The organism is Bradyrhizobium sp. BR 10261, assembly GCF_019455395.1.
Taxonomy (GTDB): Bacteria; Pseudomonadota; Alphaproteobacteria; order Rhizobiales; family Xanthobacteraceae; genus Bradyrhizobium; species Bradyrhizobium manausense.
This window is the reverse complement of record NZ_JACOFQ010000014.1, coordinates 46,071-63,068: the sequence shown is the minus strand read 5'-3', so window position 1 is coordinate 63,068 and position 16,998 is coordinate 46,071. Positions and strand designations below refer to the sequence as shown.

The window sequence follows — 16,998 nt, the reverse complement described above, 5'->3', positions numbered from 1 at the left end:
CGAGGCCCCCGATGGGGTGGGCGGTTACCGCGGTTGCGACACCGATGGTGCGGATATTGCAGCATGGGACCATATCGGGGTGCCGCCGGGACAATGAAGCGGATTGGTGCAACTTGCGTGATGGGCGTCCAATGGAAGTTTATCTAGCGCAACCGCGCGGCTTTTGCGCCGGTGTGGTGCGCGCGATCGAGATCGTGGAGCGAGCGCTGGAGAAATACGGCCCGCCGGTCTACGTGCGCCACGAGATCGTGCATAACAAATACGTGGTCGAGAGCCTGAAGGCCAAGGGCGCCATCTTCGTCGAGGAGCTGTCTGAAGTTCCGCCGAAGGCCGTGACCGTTTTCAGTGCCCATGGCGTCGCCCGCAGCGTCGAGGAGGAGGCTGCCGCCCGCGACCTGCCGGTGCTGAATGCCACCTGCCCTCTGGTCACGAAAGTTCACAATCAAGGGAAGCGCTACATCACCAAGGGCCGTACCCTGATCCTGATCGGCCATGCCGGCCATCCGGAGGTCGAGGGCACGATGGGCCAGGTTCCCGGGCCGGTTCTGCTGGTCCAGAGCGTCGCGGAAGCCAAGGCCCTCACGCTGCCTGCCGATACGCCAGTGGCCTACATCACCCAGACCACCCTGTCGGTCGACGACACCAGGGGCATTATCGAGGTCCTTCAGGCCAAATTTACAGATATTCAAGGCCCAGACATCCGGGATATCTGCTATGCGACACAGAACCGCCAATCTGCGGTAAGGGACTTGAGCAAGCTGGTCGACGTGATCTTGGTGGTGGGCGCTGCCAATAGCTCGAATTCGAACCGGCTTCGCGAGATCGGCACCGAGGCTGGCGTCGCGAGTTATCTGATCGCCGATGGAAGCGAGCTCAATCCGGAGTGGTTGAAAGGTGCGAGATCCGTCGGCCTCACGGCCGGCGCCTCGGCGCCCGAGGTGCTGGTGGATGACGTGATCGAAGCGCTGCGGCGGATCGGACCGGTGACGGTCTCGGTACTTCCCGGCCGCGAGGAAAACATCGAATTCAGGCTTCCGGCCGAGCTGGCTGCAAGCTGACCTACCCGAATTTCAAGCCCAGAAAGAAACGTGTAATGGCAATCCCCTTCTTCAAGGAAATGCGTATCGGCGGCTATTTGCTCAAGCAGAAACTGCTTGGCCGCAAACGCTATCCGCTCGTGCTGATGCTCGAGCCGCTGTTCCGCTGCAACCTCGCCTGCGTCGGTTGCGGCAAGATTGATTATCCGGATGCGATCCTCAACCGCCGCATGACTGCACAGGAGTGCTGGGACGCGGCCGACGAGTGCGGCGCGCCGATGGTGGCAATCCCCGGCGGCGAGCCGCTGATCCACAAGGAGATCGGCGAGATCGTGCGCGGCCTCGTCGCGCGCAAGAAGTTCGTCTCGCTCTGCACCAACGCGCTGCTGCTGGAGAAGAAGCTCGACCTGTTCGAGCCCTCGCCCTACCTGTTCTTCTCGGTGCATCTCGACGGCCTGCGTGACCACCATGACAAGGCGGTGTCGCAAGTTGGCGTGTTCGACCGCGCCGTCTCCGCGATCAAGGCGGCGAAGGCGCGCGGCTTCACCGTCAACGTCAACGCCACCATCTTCGACGGCCATCCGGCAGAGGAGATCGCAAAATTCCTCGACCTCACCGTCGAGCTCGGCGTCGGCGTCTCGATGTCGCCCGGCTACGCCTATGAGCGCGCGCCTGACCAGGAGCACTTCCTCAACCGCACCAAGACCAAGAAGCTGTTCCGCGATGTCTTCGCGATGGGCAAGGGCAAGAAGTGGAACTTCATGCACTCCGGCCTGTTCCTCGACTTCCTCGCCGGCAACCAGGAATACGAATGCACGCCGTGGGGCATGCCCGCGCGCAACATCTTCGGCTGGCAGAAGCCCTGCTATTTGCTCGGTGAAGGCTACGCCAAAACCTTCAAGGAGCTGATGGAGACCACCGACTGGGACAGCTACGGCACCGGTCGTTACGAGAAGTGCGCCGACTGTATGGCCCATTGCGGCTACGAGCCGACGGCGGCGACCGCAGCCCTCAACAACCCGCTGAAGGCGATGTGGGTGTCGCTGCGCGGCATCAGGACCACGGGCCCGATGGCGCCCGAGATCGACCTCTCCAAGCAGCGCCCGGCGCAGTACATCTTCTCCGAGCAGGTCCAGAAGAAGCTGTCGGAGATCCGCAAGGACGAGGCCGAGGCTGCTGCCGCCAAGGCGGCGCGGAAGGCTTCGACGGCGGCGTAAGCGCGCAAGCCGGCGCCAACGAACAAGGCCCGATCGCCGATGGCGATCGGGCCTTTTGTTTTGCTCGGCGCGAGCGGCCCTCTCCTCTATGCTTGTCCTCGTCCTTGCAAAAGGCGAAATACAACCCCATGCACAGTAGAAGCGCGGTTGCTCGCCGGCACGCGGCTCATTCGGTCAAGCCATTGCTGCGTCAACCCAATCAGCGGCAAACCAGAAAGCATCGCGGATCTGCAGCACGTGCGCGTCTTCGCAACCCTCCACATCGTCCGTCGGCAGCAATTGAGACCGGCGCAATTTCGTATTTTACGAATATCGTTTGACGCGTCGGGCAGAACCGTGGCATGATGCCATGCTGGCTTTTTGCGGCAATCGCTCCCGCCGGAGGCCGTGACCTCGCCTTTCGATCCCGTTCCGCCGCGATTACCGTGCCTCGCGAACGCCCGCATGGCCTGCTGCTTTCGCGGACTTGACGAGCTTGCGATCGAAGGTGACGAACGCCTCGCAATGTCCTGAGCTCGTCAGATGCACCGCATCTGCAAGTCCATTCCCCGCCCGGCAAGGTCAAGCGCCGCTGCAACCGTCGCACCGTCCTCGACCGTGACGGGCGGAAGTCCCGCGAAGTTGCGGTGCACTTGAGCCGATACTGCACTCAAGATGTGCAGAGACACAGCAATCGAGGCGCGCCGTGCACAAAATCCGACATGCGCGTCACGGGAATGTCATCTAACAATACCGGGTTCCCTGCCCTGACGGCGCCGGCCCCCTGGCCAACATCGATGGAGCCCGACATGAACCCGTGCACGACAACCGGTCTGCGATGCGCTGTTGCGTCGATCGCCGCCGCCATGTTCTGCCTCGCGACTGCAGCTCGCGCGGCAGACCTCACCGTTTACACGGCATTGGAGGCCGACCAGATCAAGCCCTACAAGGCCGCCTTCGAGAAGGCCAATCCCGGCATCAACATCCTCTGGGTTCGCGACTCCACCGGCATCATCACCGCAAAACTCCTTGCGGAGAAGGCAAACCCCAAGGCCGATGTGGTCATGGGTCTTGCCGCAACCTCGCTGATGCTGCTGCAGAAGGAAGGCATGCTGATGCCTTACGCGCCTGCGGGTCTCGACAAGGTCGACGCCAAGATGCGCGATCCCGCCGCCTCGCCGCAATGGGTGGGCATGGACGTCTGGGCATCCGCGTTCTGCGTCAACACCGTGGAAGCAGGCAAGAAGAACCTGCCCGAGCCCGCGTCCTGGGCCGATCTGACCAAGCCGGTCTATCAGGGACAGATCGCCATGCCGAACCCGGCCTCGTCGGGGACCGGATTTCTGATGGTCTCCGCCTGGCTTCAGATGTTCGGCTGGGACGGAGGCTGGAAGTACATGGATGAGCTTCACCATAACATCGCGGCCTACACGCATTCCGGCTCCAAGCCGTGCCGGCAGGCCGCCGCCGGCGAGTACACGATCGGCCTCTCGTTCGAATATCGCGCCAACAAGACCAAGAAGGGCGGAGCGCCGATCAGCATCGTCCTGCCCAAGGAAGGCCTCGGCTGGGACATGGAGGCGATCGGCATCATGAAGACGACCAAGGAGGTGGAGGCGGCGAAGAAGCTGGTCGACTGGGCGGCGACGCCGGAGGCCAACAAGCTCTACGCCGAGAACTTCGCCATCGTCGCGTTGCCTGGCATCGCAAGCTCCATGGAGTTCATCCAGGGTGACATCGACAAGATGCTGATCAAGAACGACTTCGCCTGGGCCGCGGAGAACCGCGACAAGATCCTGGCAGAGTGGAGCAAGCGCTACGACGGCAAGTCCGAACCCAAGAATTGAACAGAAACTGAAAGACCTGAACTGAGCATCCCGCCCGGGATTCTCGGAGCAACGAACCCGGCGGTGCACGCGCGCCGCCGGTCAATGCGGGACAGTAGAATGGACAGCACGCCAACGACGGTGCCCTATCTCCGCATCCGCAACCTCTCGAAGAAGTTCGGCGCGTTCACCGCGCTCGACACTGTCGATCTCGACATCATGCCGGGCGAGTTCGTCTCATTCCTCGGGCCGTCCGGCTGCGGCAAGACCACGCTGCTCCGCGCCATCTCCGGCCTCGACGTGCAGACCACCGGGTCGATCCATCAGGGCGGGCGGGATATCTCGACGCTGCCGGTCGCCAAGCGCGACTTCGGCATCGTGTTCCAGTCCTATGCGCTGTTCCCGAACCTGACGATCAAGGACAACGTCGCCTACGGCCTGGTATCCGCAGGCACGCCTCGCATTGAGACCGACAAACGGGTCAAGGAGCTGCTCGAACTCGTCGGCCTGCCCGAGCAGGCCGGCAAATATCCGGCCCAGCTCTCGGGCGGGCAGCAGCAGCGCGTCGCACTCGCCCGCGCGCTGGCGCTATCGCCCGGCCTGCTGCTGCTGGATGAACCGCTGTCCGCCCTCGACGCCCGCGTCCGGGCGCGCCTGCGCGGCGAGATCCGCGACCTGCAGCAACGCCTCAAGCTGACGACGATCATGGTGACCCACGATCAGGAGGAGGCGCTCACCATGTCCGACCGGATCGTGGTGATGAGCCATGGCAGGATCGAGCAGGTCGGCACGCCCGACGAGATCTACGGCCGCCCCGCGACGGCTTTCGTCGCCGACTTCGTCGGCAAGATGAACTTTCTGGAGGGGCGCCTCGTCACCAGCAAGCGCGCTGACGTCAGCGGGGCCGTGCTCGATTTCGGCGAGGAGGTGCCGCTCGCCGAGGGCGCGGCCGTCACGGTCTGCCTTCGGCCGGAGGACGTGGTGGTGCGCGACATCGGCGAGCATGCGGACAATCGCCTCTCGGTCCAGGTCGGCGTGATGGAATTCATCGGCAATCATTTCGCGACGACCCTGCATGCGAGCGGCACCAACCTGAATTTCTCGGCCGACTTTTCCATCAACGCCGTGCGCGACCTCGGCATTTCCTCGGGCGCGACCATCGAGGTCGCACTGCCGCCGCAGCGGTTGCGCGTATTTGCCCAACCGCGCTCCGGGCCGGCCTAGACACGGGACAGCAGCGATGACGACCGAGACGCTGAGTCTGCCGGACCGTGCCGCCCCCATCGCACCGCTGCGGCAGAAGCTCGGGCGCGACGACTGGATCATGCGCGGCGCGGTGGTCGCGCTCGGTCTCTGGTTGATCGTCACCGTGCTATTGCCGCTCTGGGCGCTGCTGTCCAAGAGCTTCCAGGCGGCAGATGGCAGCTTCGTCGGCCTCGCCAATTTCCAGGCCTATTTCGCAAGTCCAGCGCTGGCCAATTCGATCTGGCACTCGATCTGGGTCTCGCTGCTGAGCACGTTCATCTGCGTTCTGCTCGCCTTCGTCTACGCCTATGGGCTGACCCGCAGCTGCATGCCAGGGCGCGGACTGTTCCGCATCATCGCGCAGATCCCGATTCTCGCGCCCTCGCTGCTGCCCGCGATCAGTCTCGTCTACCTGTTCGGCAACCAGGGCCTCGTCAAATGGATGCTGTTCGGCGCATCGATCTACGGCCCGATCGGCATCGTCATGGGCGAGGTGTTCTGGACCTTCCCGCATGCGCTCATCATCATCACCACGGCGCTGGCGATTTCGGACGCGCGTCTGTACGAGGCCGCGGAAGCGTTGCGGGCAAGTTCGCACCGCACCTTCTGGACGGTGACCATTCCTGGCGCGCGCTACGGGCTGATCAGCGCGGTCTTCGTCGTCTTTACCCTCGTCATCACCGATTTCGGCGTGCCCAAGGTCATCGGCGGCAAGTTCAACGTGCTCGCGACCGACATCTACAAGCAGGTGGTCGGGCAGCAGAATTTCCAGATGGGCGCGGTGGTCGGCCTGATCCTGCTGTTGCCCGCGGCGCTGGCCTTCGTCGTGGACCAGCTGATGCAGCGGCGCCAGCTTGCGCTGCTCTCCGCGCGCGCCGTGCCGTATACGCCCAAGCCCGACACCGCGATCGATCGCAGCCTGCTGGCGATCTGCTCGCTGGTCGCATTCGCGATCCTGGTCATTCTCGGCGTGTCGTTCTTCGCCTCGATCGCGACGCTCTGGCCCTACAATCTGACGCCCAGCTTCAAGAACTTCGACTTCGACATGATGGATGGCGGCGGCTGGCGCAGCTATTTCAACTCGCTGGTCATGGCCGGGCTCACCGCGCTGTTCGGAACCGCGGCGATCTTTACCGGCGCCTATCTGGTCGAGAAGACCCCGCGCTTTCGTGCCATCAGAGGCTTCGTGCAGTTTCTCGCGCTGCTCCCCTTGGCCGTTCCCGGGTTGGTGCTCGGCCTCGGCTACATCTTCTTCTTCAACAACCCGGCCAATCCGCTGAACTTCATCTACGGCACCATGGCCATCCTCGTCATCTGCACCATCTCGCATTTCTACTCGGTCTCGCACCTGACCGCGGTGACCGCGCTCAAGCAGATCGACCAGGAGTTCGAGACCGTTTCGGCATCGCTAAAGGTGCCGTTCTGGCGTACCTTCATGCGCGTGACCTTGCCGGTCTGCCTGCCGGCCGTGCTTGATATCGCCATGTACCTGTTCGTGAACGCGATGACGACCGTATCAGCGGTGGTCTTCATCTACGCGCCGCACACGACGCTTGCGGCGATCGCCGTGCTCAACATGGATGACGCGGGCGACGTGGCCCCGGCGGCAGCCATGGCCATGGTGGTGTTCGCCACGGCGGCCGTCACACGCGCCAGCTATATGTTACTCACGCAGGGCTATCTTGCGCGCGCGCAGATGTGGAGAAAACGGTGAGCGTGTCCGGGGACGAATTCGATCTGGCCGTGATCGGTGGCGGCATCTGTGGTCTGGCCCACGCGCTTGCGGGCGTGCGCCGCGGCCTGCGGGTCGTGGTCATCGAGCGCGATGCAAGGGCGAACGGCGCCTCGATCCGCAATTTCGGTTTCGTCACCGTTACCGGGCAGCAGCGCGGCCAGTGCTGGCAGCGGGCGATGCGGTCGCGGCAGGTCTGGGCCGAAGTGGCCGCGGCCGCGGGCATCAGGATCGAACATGCCGGACTTGCGGTCGCGGTGCGACGGCCGGAGGCCGCGGCGGTGCTCGAGGCGTTCCGCAGCACCGAGATGGGCGGGGGTTGCGAGCTTCTGAGCCCGCTTGAGGCGGGCCGCCGTTTCCCGATGCTGCGCACCGACGATCTGCAAGCCGTGCTGGCGAGCCCGCACGATTTGCGGGTGGAGTCGCGCATCGCCGTGCCGGCCCTGGCGAAGTGGCTCGCCGAGGTGCACGGCGTCACCTTCCTGTATCAGACGCTGGCCAGGGCGGTCGCCCCGCCTGACATCGACACCACGCGGGGGCCGGTCCGGGCTCGGCTCTGCGTGGTCTGCCCCGGCGACGATTTCCTGAGCCTCTATCCGGAACGCATCGGCGCGTACGGCCTCGTCCGCTGCAAGCTGCACATGCTGCGGCTCGCTTCAGGAAGCGCGGCGCCGCGCTTCAACGCGGCCGTGATGTCGGACCTCGGCCTCGTGCGCTATCTCGGCTACGCCGAACTGCCGGAGGCGGCCGCGCTGAAGCAGCGACTTGAATCCGAGCAAGGACAGCATCTGGCCAACGGTGTGCATCTGATCGCCGTGCAAAGCGAGGATGGCTCGCTCGTCGTCGGCGATTCCCACCATTACGATGCGACGCCGGACCCGTTCGGTCCTGAAGCGGTGGACGACTTGATCATGGACGAATTCCGCCAGGTCCTGGCCTGGCCAACACCCAATATCCGCGAGCGCTGGATCGGCACCTACGCTTCGGCGTCCGACCGGCTGATGCTGATCGATCGCCCATCTCAAAGCGTGCGCCTCGTCATGATCACCAGCGGCACCGGCGCCAGCACCTCGTTTGCGATCGCCGAGGAAGTCATTGACGAACTGATGTCCGGGAGCCGAGCGGCATGAGCGCTACGTTCGAGCACGTCAGGGCCGTGGTGTTCGACTGGGCCGGCACGACGGTGGACCACGGCTCGCTGGCGCCGATGGGCGTGTTCGTCGAGGCATTCGCGCGCTTCGGCGTGACCATCAGCGTCGACGAGGCACGCGGGCCCATGGGCATGGCCAAGCGCCCGCACATCGCCGCCCTCCTGCGCCTGCCGCGCATCACCGCCGCCTGGCGCGACAAGCATGGACACGAGCCGACCGAAGCCGACATCGATGCGCTCTATCAGGTGTTCGTGCCGATGAATGTCGAGGTCGCCGCCCGCTACGCCGACGTGATCCCGGGCGTGGCTGAGGCTGTCGCTCACCTGCGGCGCCGTGGCCTGAAGATCGGCTCCAGTACCGGCTACACGCGCGAGATCATGGCCAAGGTGATTCCGGTCGCGGCCGCGCAAGGCTATGCGCCCGACTGCATCGTTTGCACCGGCGACACGCCCGATGGCCGGCCCACGCCGTTCATGCTCTACAAGGCGTTCCTGGAGCTCGCGGTCTGGCCGGCCTGGAGCTGCGTCAAGGTCGACGACACCGAGGTCGGGATCAAGGAGGGCCTCAACGGCGGCTGCTGGACTGTCGGCGTTGCCGTCACCGGCAATGAGTTCGGCTTGTCGCTGGCCGACACGGCAGCGTTGCCACCGCAAGCCTTCGCCGAGCGGCGCGCGGCCGCAATCGAGCGGCTGACGGACGCCGGCGCCCATTACGTGATCGACGGCGTCGCCGACATCATCCCTGTCATCACCGCGATCGAGGGCCGGCTGGCCCGCGGAGAGCGACCATGAGCACATCCGACATGAGTGCCGCCGAGGGCGACGTCAATCTGTCGGCGGAGCGAGTTGCGTTCCAGGAGCGCCATCTCGACGCGCAGACCCAGCAATGGCTCGACGAGGATGAGCGCTGGTTCCTGCGCCAATCGCTGTCGACGCCGTGCCTGAACGTGGCGACCAGCGCCAAAGGCAACCACATCGTCGATCTGCAGGGCCGGCGCATCCTCGATTTCCACGGCAACAGCGTGCATCAGGTCGGCTACGGTCATCCGCGCGTCGTGGCGGCCATCAAGTCGCAACTCGATACCCTGCCCTTCTGCCCGCGCCGCTATACCAACAGATCCGCCATCGACCTCGCCCGGCGCCTCGCCGAACTGGCGCCCGGTTCACTCGAGAAAGTGCTGCTGGCCCCCAGCGGCTCAGCCGCCATCGGCATGGCCCTGAAGCTCGCCCGCTATGCCACGGGGCGACACAAGACCCTGTCGATGTGGGATGCATTTCACGGCGCCAATCTCGACGCGGTCTCGATCGGCGGCGAAGCGCTGTTCCGGCGCGGCGCCGGCCCGCTGCTGCCGGGCACGGAGCATGTGCCGCCGCCGGGCCTCGCCGCGCGCTTCTTCGGACAGGACGGCCGCGCGCATGAGCGCCTCGCCGATTACATCGATTATATCCTCGAGGTGCAGGGCGACGTCGCGGCCGTAATCGCCGAGCCGATGCGCTGGACCACGGTCGAGCTGCCGCCATCAGGCTTCTGGCCGCGCGTGCGCGCGAGCTGCGACCGGCACGGGGCGCTGCTGATCTTCGACGAGGTACCGAGCTGCCTCGGCCGCACCGGGACCATGTTCGTCTGCGAGCAGACGGATACCACACCCGACATTCTCGTGCTCGGCAAAGGTCTCGGCGGCGGCATCATGCCCATGGCAGCGATCGTGGCGCGGGCCGATCTCGACGTGGTGCCCGAGGGAGCGCTCGGCCACTACACCCATGAGAAGAGCCCGGTCGGCTGCGCTGCGGCGCTCGCCACGCTTGACGTGATCGAGGACGAGAAGTTGCTCACCACGGCGCGCGTGCTCGGCGCGCACGCGCTCGAACGGCTGCGATCGATGGCAGAGCGGTACAAGCTGATATCAGAGGTGCGCGGCGCAGGCCTCTATCTCGGCGTCGAGATCGGCCGCCGCGACGAGCTTGATGCCAACGCGCGCGCGGAGCGCCTAATGTATCGCTGCCTGGAAGCAGGTCTCAGCTTCAAGCTCGGCGGCGGCAACGTCGTCACGCTATGCCCGCCGCTGACGATCTCGCGGGACGAGCTCGACCAGGCTCTCGATATTCTCGAGGCAGCGATGTCGGCCTTGTGAGCCGATCGCGAAGCGCGCGCTTCGCGACAGCGTGCGACCGAGCCTTGTCTCTCGGTTCGAAGAAACCGCTCAGATCGTCTCCGCCACCAGCGTCTCGCTGTCCACCAGCTCCGTCCCGATCAGGAAATCGCGGCAGCCGCGCAATGACCGCAGCGCGCGGTTGAAGTCGAGGCCGGTGGAGACCAGGGCATGGAGCGTTGCCGGATTGCGGACGATGCCGCGGAAGACCGCGGCGAGGTCGATCTGGCCGTTGGGCTTGATGGCGGCGCGGGCGAGCGCGGGCAGCGCGCGGTGGGCGGGGTCGCTGATGACGCGGACCGCGGCGAACGGCAGGCCGGTCTCGGCGGCATAGGCGGCGGCGATGTGGCTCTCCATATCGACGGCGGAGGCGCCGGTCTCCGAATGCAGCGCCGCCTTGCAGGATGAGCCGGTGACCACCTCCTCGGCACCGGCGAGGCTGCCGCGCACCACCCGGCGGCGGCCGGAGGTCAGCTTGTCGATGAGGTCCTCGCTGAGCGACAGGCCGGCGGCCCAGCGGGCATCGCCCGAGAGCACCTCGGTCGCCACCACAACGTCGCCGGAGCGCAAGCTCGGGTCGAGCCCGCCGGCCACGCCGAACGAGATCACGCCGCGAATCGTCTGGGGATCAACCACCGTCAGCAGCGCGCGCAATTGCGTCGGGCTGCTGGAGGAGCAGATAACCGCCATTCCGGGGCCGGCGGCAATGCGGGCCTCCTGAACAAGTCCAGTCACGATCAAGATCGGCCGCGGATCAATGGCATTGCCCGCGGTAACATAGTCCCCCGTCCCCAAAGTCACATTCCGACCCCTACCACCCTGCTGTTGGTGTTCCGCAAGTTCCGATATCGCGCCAGCGCCCACAGCGGAAAGAACTTCGGGTAACCATGATATCGTAGATAGAACACGCGGGGGAAGCCTGTGGCGGTGTACCGCTGCTCGTCCCACAGTCCTTTTTCGTTTTGTGTTGCAATCAGGTACTCCACCCCGCGGGCGACGGCCGGGTGATCAACCTCGCCAGCAGCCATCAAGGCAAGCAAGGCCCATGCCGTTTGCGAGGCGGTCGAGGGAGCGGGTTCCCATCCCCGATAGTCCAGCCGGTAGCTGACGGCGTCCTCGCCCCAGCCGCCGTCCTTGTTCTGGATCGAGGCCAGCCAGGCGGCGGCCTTTCGCATCATGGGGTCGTCGTGGCGGACACCGGCCATGTTGAGAGCACACAGAACCGACCAGGTTCCATAGATGAAGTTCATGCCCCAGCGGCCATACCAGGACCCCTCGGGGTGCTGGGTCTTGCGCAAATAGGCGACGCCGGCGGCGACGTGCTTGCTGGTCCTCTCGGTCTCGCCGAGCTGGCCGAGCATCGAGATGCAGCGCGCCGTGACGTCCTCGGTCGGCGGATCGAGCAGCGCGCCATGATCCGAGAACGGGATGTTGTTCAGGTAATATTCGAGGTTATTGACGTCGAAGGCGGCCCAGCCGCCGTCGTCGCTCTGCATGCCCTCGATCCACTCCCGGCCGCGATCGATCGCGGCATCATAGCCGGTGGCACCGTGCTCCCGGCGCATGCGGTCCATCGACATCACCACCACGGCGGTGTCGTCGAGATCGGGATAGTGCGCATTGTTGTACTGGAACGCCCAGCCGCCCGGGCGCACGTCGGGGCGCTTCGCCGCCCAGTCGCCCTTCACCTGAAGCTCTTGCCTCGGGATCAGCCAGTCGAGGCCCTGCTTGGCCGCAGGTACCGCCTTGTCGCCGCCGGCTTCCAGCAGCGCGTGCGCCGTCAGCGTCGTGTCCCACACCGGCGAGACGCAAGGCTGGCAATAGGCCTCCTCGCCCTTGATCACCAGCAGCTTGTCGATGCCGCGGCGCGTGATCGCACGCGGCGGGAAATTCTCATCCTTGCCGAGCGCGTCGTACATCATGACGATGTTGGCCATCGGCGGATAGATCGCGCCCATGCCGTCCTCGCCATTGAGCCGCTCCTCGGTGAAGGCGAGCGCAACGTCGATCGCACGCTTGCGCAGGCTCTTCGGAAACATCGGCTCGATGACACGCAGAATCGCATCCAGCGAACGAAAGAGCAGGAACCAGGCCATGCTCTGATGCGCCGCCTTCGCGGTCATGCCGATCGAGCGCGGATCCTGCAGGAACAGCTCGTCGATGCCGACGCCTTTGGGATTCCTCGCCCGCGGCTTCAGCGCCGCGATCACCATCAGCGGCACCATGGTGGTGCGCGCCCAATAGGAGATCTTGTTGAGATGGAACGGCGACCAGAACGGCAGCAGCATGATCTCGATCGGCAGCACCGGCACCGCGCGCCAGGTCACGACGCCGAAGGTCGCGAGCAGGAAGCGGGTGAAGACGTTGCTGTGAATCGCGCCGCCGCGGGCGTGGATCGCCTCGCGCGCGCGCACCATGTGCGGCGCGTCCACGGAGTCGCCGATCATCTTCAGCGCGAAATAGGCCTTCACGCTGGCGCTCATGTCGAACTCGCCGTCATGCACCAGCGGCCAGCCGCCATGGGCGCCCTGGACCCGGCGCAGGTAGTTGCCGATCTTGGCCTCGAGCGCGGTGTCGACGGGCTCGGCGAGATAATGGCGCAGCAGGATGTATTCGGCCGGAATGGTGCAGTCGGCCTCGAGCTCGAACACCCAATGGCCGTCGGGTTGCTGGAAGCCGAGCACGCCTTGCGTCGCTGACGCAATGCTCGATTCCAAAGATTCGCGGCTGGTCGCGTTCACGGAATCCATGTCGCTCGATTGCTCCTGGCGTCGATTTGATGATGACCGTGACATTGTCCGTCAGGCCCCGCTTTTCAGGATTTTTTGGCGGCCAGCACCAGATCGGCGGCGCGATCACCCGACCGGACCGATCCCTCGATCGTTGCAGGCAATCCCGTAGCAGTCCAGTCGCCGGCGAGAAACAGGTTTTTCAGCGACGTGACCGGCCCCGGACGCAAGGCATTCTGGGCCGGCGTTGCCGCAAATGTGGCACGGCGCTCGCGCACGATCTGCCAAGGGGGCAGCTCGCCGGAGACCCCGCCGGCCGCGCAGACGTCATTCCAGATCGTCTGTGCGAGCTCCTCGCGCGGCATGTCGATGAGACGGTCGCCATTGCTGATGGTGACGGAGAGCCGGTTCGGAAAGGCGAACAGCCATTCCACGACGCCGCCGATCACGCCCAGGATCGGCGCTGATCCAGGCGGCGGCTCAAAGCGGAAATGCGCATTGACGATGGCGCGGAATTCGGTCGGCGCGGTCAGGCCCGGCAGCAGGCTCGTCGCGGCGCGCGGCGGCACCGCCATCACGACCACGTCGCCTGCAGCTAGCTGGACCACATCCTCGCCGCCGAAATTCAGCGCGCTGACCTTGCCATCGGTGGTGACGAAGCCGCGCAGCTCATGGCCGAGCTGAACGGTGTGGCCCCGCTCTGTGAGGAATTTCACGGCGGGCTCGATCAGCACGGCGCTGAGGCCGTCGCGGGCGATCAGCGGACGGCAGGCCTGCCCGCCCGCCAGCAGCGTCTCGCGCACGATCGCGCCGGCAAGCCCGGCCGAGCCCTCGGGCGGATCGACATTGAGGGCTGCGAGCAGCAGCGGCTGCACCAGGCGATGGTAGAGCGTGCCTTCGCACGGAATGGACTTGCCGACCAGCGTCTGCTCCGACGCCCAGATCAGCGGCGCCAGCTTGAGATAATCGGTGAGACCCGTATCGGGCACGCGACGGCCCTCATCAAACACCCAGGTCGGCAGCCGGCTGTTGCCGAGATCGAGCTGCCAACGCTGACCCGTCTTGATGTCGACGAAGGGAAACTGCGCGGTCTCAGGCCCGACCAGGCCCGCCTCGGTGCCGATCGCGCGCGCATAGGCGCGGGCGTGGCTGTTGCCGGACAGCAGCAGATGATTGCCGTTGTCGATGGTGAGATTGGTAGCACCATCGAAATAGGAGCGGCAGCGGCCGCCGGCCTGGTGCGTCGCCTCGTGCACGGCGACCTTGTAGCCGGCATTGGCGAGCCGCACGCCGGCGGAGAGGCCGGAAATTCCAGCGCCGATGATGTGAGCTGTGTTTTGCATCAGATGAAAGCGTAGCGGAGCAGGATCAAAATGCGTGTGACCTTCGACACACGCACGGGCTGGCGCGGCGCGTTGAAGCCGCGCGCGATCAGGAGGTCCAGGATGGAATGGTAGTATTTCGACATGATCCGCGGCGCGCGCACCGCGCGACGCTTGTTGCGGTTCATGATCTCGTCCGACTTCTCGAAATGCGCTTTCGCGCGCTGCGTCAGCGGCATGCAGACCTTCGGCAGCGCGCGCTCGGCGATGACGCGGTTCGGATCGTTGGAGGTGATGCCGGCATGCAGCAGCGCCTCGCGCGGCAGATAGAGCCGGCCGAGGCCCGCGTCCTCGTCGATGTCGCGCAGGATGTTGGTGAGCTGGAGCGCGCGGCCCAGATGATGGGCGAGCAGGATGCCGTCCTCTTCCGGCAGGCCGAACACGCGTACCGACAAACGTCCCACCGCGCTGGCAACCCGGTCGCAGTACAGATCCAGCGTCGCCATGTCGGGCGCGCGGATGTCCTGCGGCACGTCCATCTCCATGCCGTCGACGATGGCAAGGAAATCCTCGCGCTTCAGGCCGAAGGTTTTTACCGAGGCGACGTAGTCCTTCAGCCGCGGCGGCGGATTGCCCTGGTAGAGCGCGTCGATGTCGTTGCGCCATTCCTGCAGCGCGGCGAGCCGCTGATCGCGCGGACCGTCGGAATCGGCGATGTCGTCGACCTGGCGGCAGAAGCTGTAGATCTGGAACATTGCCTCGCGCTGGTCGCGGGGCAGGATACGCATCGCAGCGTAGAAGGAGCTGTTCGATGCGGACGAGCCATAATTGGCGCCGGGCGCGGTCGCCTCAAGCGTCATGGGCAGTCCCCGGATTGGTGATGGTTTTGCGGCCGATCGCGCGGCGGCCGAGCTCACCGGCGATGCCGGCAAGGCTGAAGGTGAGCAGTTCGAACTTGTTCAGATGCACGCGCTCGCGCAGGGGATCGCGCGCCTTCAACAGACGCACGATGCGGTCGGCATAGGCCTGGATCACGGCGACGTCGACGCCGAGGCGGACATCCCGGATCTCGGCAGCCAGCGACCTGCCCTCGCCCAGCAGCGCTTCGTTGCGCACGGCAAGCGACTGCAGGCAGGCCAACATCGCCGGCGGCGACTGCGCGAGGCCGAGTTGCTCGACCGAGGCACCGTGTGCTGCCAGCGCGTCGCGCGGCAGGTAGACGCGATTGAGCTCGCGATAATCCTTGCCGCAATCCTGCAGATGGTTGTTGATCTGCAGGCCCGCACAAAGCGCATCCGACGCCGCCCAGGTCGAGGTGCTCTCGCCATGGACGTCGAGCATGAAGCGGCCGACCGGCATCGCCGAATAACGGCAATAGTGGATGACCTCGTCCCAGGTCTCGTAGCGCAGCTTGGTCACGTCCATGCGGAACGCGATCAGCACGTCGAGCGCGTGGCGCGGCGCCATGCCGCGCTCGGCGAGCGCGCGCCGCAAGGTGACGGCCTCGGCCTGGGACTCGCCCTTGCCGAGCAGTTCCGCCTCGAGCAGGTCGAGGTAGCGAAGCTTCTCGTCCGCCGGCAAGCTGGCGTGGTCGGCGATGTCGTCGGCGGTTCGGACGAAATTGTAATAGGCCAGGATCAGGGCGCGATGACTGGGATGAATGATCCAGGACGCGACGGGAAAATTCTCGTCGCGGTCACCCTTGCCGGATCGCAATTCGCTCGCAGAGGTCATCGAGGGCTGATCAACAATCGTTTGGACAGAAAGGGCTTTTGCGTTCGCGCGGGCTCATGCCGGCGACGCCGCCGCGGCCCCCATATAGGGGAATACGGCCGCAAAACCAATCCTGTCGCGCGATGGCGGCCCTTTGCGGATCCGGCCCGGAAAAGGCGGCCCCACGGCCGCCTTTGTGGGCCAGTGGCCGATCTTACTGGTTGTGGTCCTTCAGAACCTGGTCGCAGGCCTGCGAGATCTTGGCCCGGTTCTCCTTGAGGCAGGCCAGGATGGTGAAATCGCCCTGATCGATAACCGGACGGCAGAACTTCTGCACATCGCGCGTGCAGGCCTTCTGCTCGGCTTCGGTACCACGCCCGCCCTGTTGGGCGAGCGCAGCCGTTGACAGGGTTGCCGACAGCACGGTGAGAGCGACGAGAAGCTTACGCATTGTATTCCTTCATTCTGACGGCAGAATCGCACCAATCCCGGACAGCACAGGGCGGAGAGCCGGAACGGATTGTTCTGTTGGCAAGTTGCCACGGATAGTGCGGCACCGGAGAAGGCACAAGCGCTGGCAAATGCGGCCAAATTGGCACCACGTCCACCAAATCAGGTCTTCCCTCGGCTTTCATTGGCAGATGTAAGAGCTTGATACTACGTCATAATTCTGGCGCGTGGTGTTTTACTGCATACCTGTTGCAGAGCTGCATCTGTCCAGCCGGCCAATTGGGCCGGAAACTTATGGAAACAGAGGGAATCCGGGGCCGAACTGCAGGTGAGAACCGCTTTCGCGAGCCTGACGCCGCCGGCGGCCTATCCCTCACAGAACTTGAACCTGATACAGGCTGGCAACACTAAACTTTCGATGTGGCGAGACGGCTTGCGATGAAGCAGC

14 protein-coding genes are annotated in these 16,998 nt (G+C 65.1%); 8 read left to right on the top strand and 6 right to left on the bottom strand.

Going from position 1 to position 16,998, the window contains the following annotated elements; genetic code table 11:
- The first annotated feature begins 131 nt into the window (after positions 1-131).
- The 8 genes from ispH (at position 132) to HYH07_RS18110 (ending at position 10,318) form a co-directional block, all read left to right on the top strand.
- Positions 132-1,058 (top strand): 4-hydroxy-3-methylbut-2-enyl diphosphate reductase, encoded by a 927-nt coding sequence (gene ispH / locus HYH07_RS18145; RefSeq protein ID WP_220003763.1) that lies wholly within the window; start codon positions 132-134, stop codon positions 1,056-1,058.
- A gap of 35 nt (positions 1,059-1,093) precedes the next feature.
- On the top strand, positions 1,094-2,254 hold the full coding sequence (hpnH, locus tag HYH07_RS18140; RefSeq protein ID WP_220003762.1) for an adenosyl-hopene transferase HpnH: 1,161 nt from the start codon (positions 1,094-1,096) through the stop codon (positions 2,252-2,254).
- Positions 2,255-3,042: 788 nt separating this feature from the next.
- Positions 3,043-4,080 (top strand): putative 2-aminoethylphosphonate ABC transporter substrate-binding protein, encoded by a 1,038-nt coding sequence (locus HYH07_RS18135; RefSeq protein WP_220003761.1) that lies wholly within the window; start codon positions 3,043-3,045, stop codon positions 4,078-4,080.
- Positions 4,081-4,179: 99 nt separating this feature from the next.
- A complete protein-coding gene (locus tag HYH07_RS18130; RefSeq protein ID WP_220003760.1) occupies positions 4,180-5,283 on the top strand; it encodes a putative 2-aminoethylphosphonate ABC transporter ATP-binding protein in 1,104 nt (367 codons plus the stop codon).
- A 16-nt stretch (positions 5,284-5,299) separates the two neighbouring features.
- Positions 5,300-7,018 carry a putative 2-aminoethylphosphonate ABC transporter permease subunit gene (locus HYH07_RS18125; protein WP_220003759.1) on the top strand — a complete coding sequence of 573 codons (1,719 nt, stop codon included), beginning with the start codon at positions 5,300-5,302 and terminating at the stop codon, positions 7,016-7,018.
- Entirely contained in the window at positions 7,003-8,166 is a 1,164-nt protein-coding gene (locus HYH07_RS18120; protein WP_312016684.1) for a TIGR03364 family FAD-dependent oxidoreductase, read from the top strand. The genes HYH07_RS18125 and HYH07_RS18120 overlap by 16 nt, the downstream gene beginning before the upstream one ends.
- Complete coding sequence (gene phnX / locus HYH07_RS18115; protein WP_220003758.1) at positions 8,163-8,978, top strand: phosphonoacetaldehyde hydrolase; 816 nt, start codon at positions 8,163-8,165, stop codon at positions 8,976-8,978. Before HYH07_RS18120 ends, phnX begins: the two co-directional genes overlap by 4 nt.
- Entirely contained in the window at positions 8,975-10,318 is a 1,344-nt protein-coding gene (locus HYH07_RS18110; RefSeq protein WP_220003757.1) for an aspartate aminotransferase family protein, read from the top strand. The genes phnX and HYH07_RS18110 overlap by 4 nt, the downstream gene beginning before the upstream one ends.
- Before the next feature lie 69 nt (positions 10,319-10,387).
- Here HYH07_RS18110 and HYH07_RS18105 read toward each other — a convergent pair whose 3' ends face one another.
- From HYH07_RS18105 to HYH07_RS18080, 6 genes are all read right to left on the bottom strand, one after another.
- On the bottom strand, positions 10,388-11,137 hold the full coding sequence (locus HYH07_RS18105) for a phosphorylase (RefSeq protein WP_220003756.1): 750 nt from the start codon (positions 11,135-11,137) through the stop codon (positions 10,388-10,390).
- On the bottom strand, positions 11,134-13,086 hold the full coding sequence (gene shc, locus HYH07_RS18100; RefSeq protein WP_220003755.1) for a squalene--hopene cyclase: 1,953 nt from the start codon (positions 13,084-13,086) through the stop codon (positions 11,134-11,136). The genes HYH07_RS18105 and shc overlap by 4 nt, the downstream gene beginning before the upstream one ends.
- A 65-nt stretch (positions 13,087-13,151) precedes the next feature.
- The gene (hpnE, locus tag HYH07_RS18095; RefSeq protein WP_220003754.1) at positions 13,152-14,408 is read right to left on the bottom strand and encodes a hydroxysqualene dehydroxylase HpnE; all 1,257 of its coding nucleotides are present in this window, start codon (positions 14,406-14,408) and stop codon (positions 13,152-13,154) included.
- Positions 14,408-15,247, bottom strand: a complete 840-nt coding sequence (hpnD, locus tag HYH07_RS18090) for a presqualene diphosphate synthase HpnD (protein WP_220003753.1) — start codon at positions 15,245-15,247, stop codon at positions 14,408-14,410. The genes hpnE and hpnD overlap by 1 nt, the downstream gene beginning before the upstream one ends.
- On the bottom strand, positions 15,237-16,121 hold the full coding sequence (gene hpnC, locus HYH07_RS18085; RefSeq protein WP_220003752.1) for a squalene synthase HpnC: 885 nt from the start codon (positions 16,119-16,121) through the stop codon (positions 15,237-15,239). Before hpnC ends, hpnD begins: the two co-directional genes overlap by 11 nt.
- A gap of 193 nt (positions 16,122-16,314) precedes the next feature.
- Positions 16,315-16,551: a hypothetical protein gene (locus tag HYH07_RS18080; protein ID WP_220003751.1), complete on the bottom strand. Its 237-nt coding sequence runs from the start codon at positions 16,549-16,551 to the stop codon at positions 16,315-16,317.
- Positions 16,552-16,998 lie beyond the last annotated feature (447 nt).

Bases quoted from the DNA above. Each gene is read 5' to 3' on its own strand.
- ispH (WP_220003763.1), top strand. From the start codon at position 132: ATGGAAGTTTATCTAGCGCAACCGCGCGGCTTTTGCGCCGGTGTGGTG.
- hpnH (WP_220003762.1), top strand. From the start codon at position 1,094: ATGGCAATCCCCTTCTTCAAGGAAATGCGTATCGGCGGCTATTTGCTC.
- HYH07_RS18135 (WP_220003761.1), top strand. From the start codon at position 3,043: ATGAACCCGTGCACGACAACCGGTCTGCGATGCGCTGTTGCGTCGATC.
- HYH07_RS18130 (WP_220003760.1), top strand. From the start codon at position 4,180: ATGGACAGCACGCCAACGACGGTGCCCTATCTCCGCATCCGCAACCTC.
- HYH07_RS18125 (WP_220003759.1), top strand. From the start codon at position 5,300: ATGACGACCGAGACGCTGAGTCTGCCGGACCGTGCCGCCCCCATCGCA.
- phnX (WP_220003758.1), top strand. From the start codon at position 8,163: ATGAGCGCTACGTTCGAGCACGTCAGGGCCGTGGTGTTCGACTGGGCC.
- HYH07_RS18110 (WP_220003757.1), top strand. From the start codon at position 8,975: ATGAGCACATCCGACATGAGTGCCGCCGAGGGCGACGTCAATCTGTCG.
- shc (WP_220003755.1), bottom strand. From the start codon at position 13,086: ATGGATTCCGTGAACGCGACCAGCCGCGAATCTTTGGAATCGAGCATT.
- hpnE (WP_220003754.1), bottom strand. From the start codon at position 14,408: ATGCAAAACACAGCTCACATCATCGGCGCTGGAATTTCCGGCCTCTCC.
- hpnD (WP_220003753.1), bottom strand. From the start codon at position 15,247: ATGACGCTTGAGGCGACCGCGCCCGGCGCCAATTATGGCTCGTCCGCA.
- hpnC (WP_220003752.1), bottom strand. From the start codon at position 16,121: ATGACCTCTGCGAGCGAATTGCGATCCGGCAAGGGTGACCGCGACGAG.
- HYH07_RS18080 (WP_220003751.1), bottom strand. From the start codon at position 16,551: ATGCGTAAGCTTCTCGTCGCTCTCACCGTGCTGTCGGCAACCCTGTCA.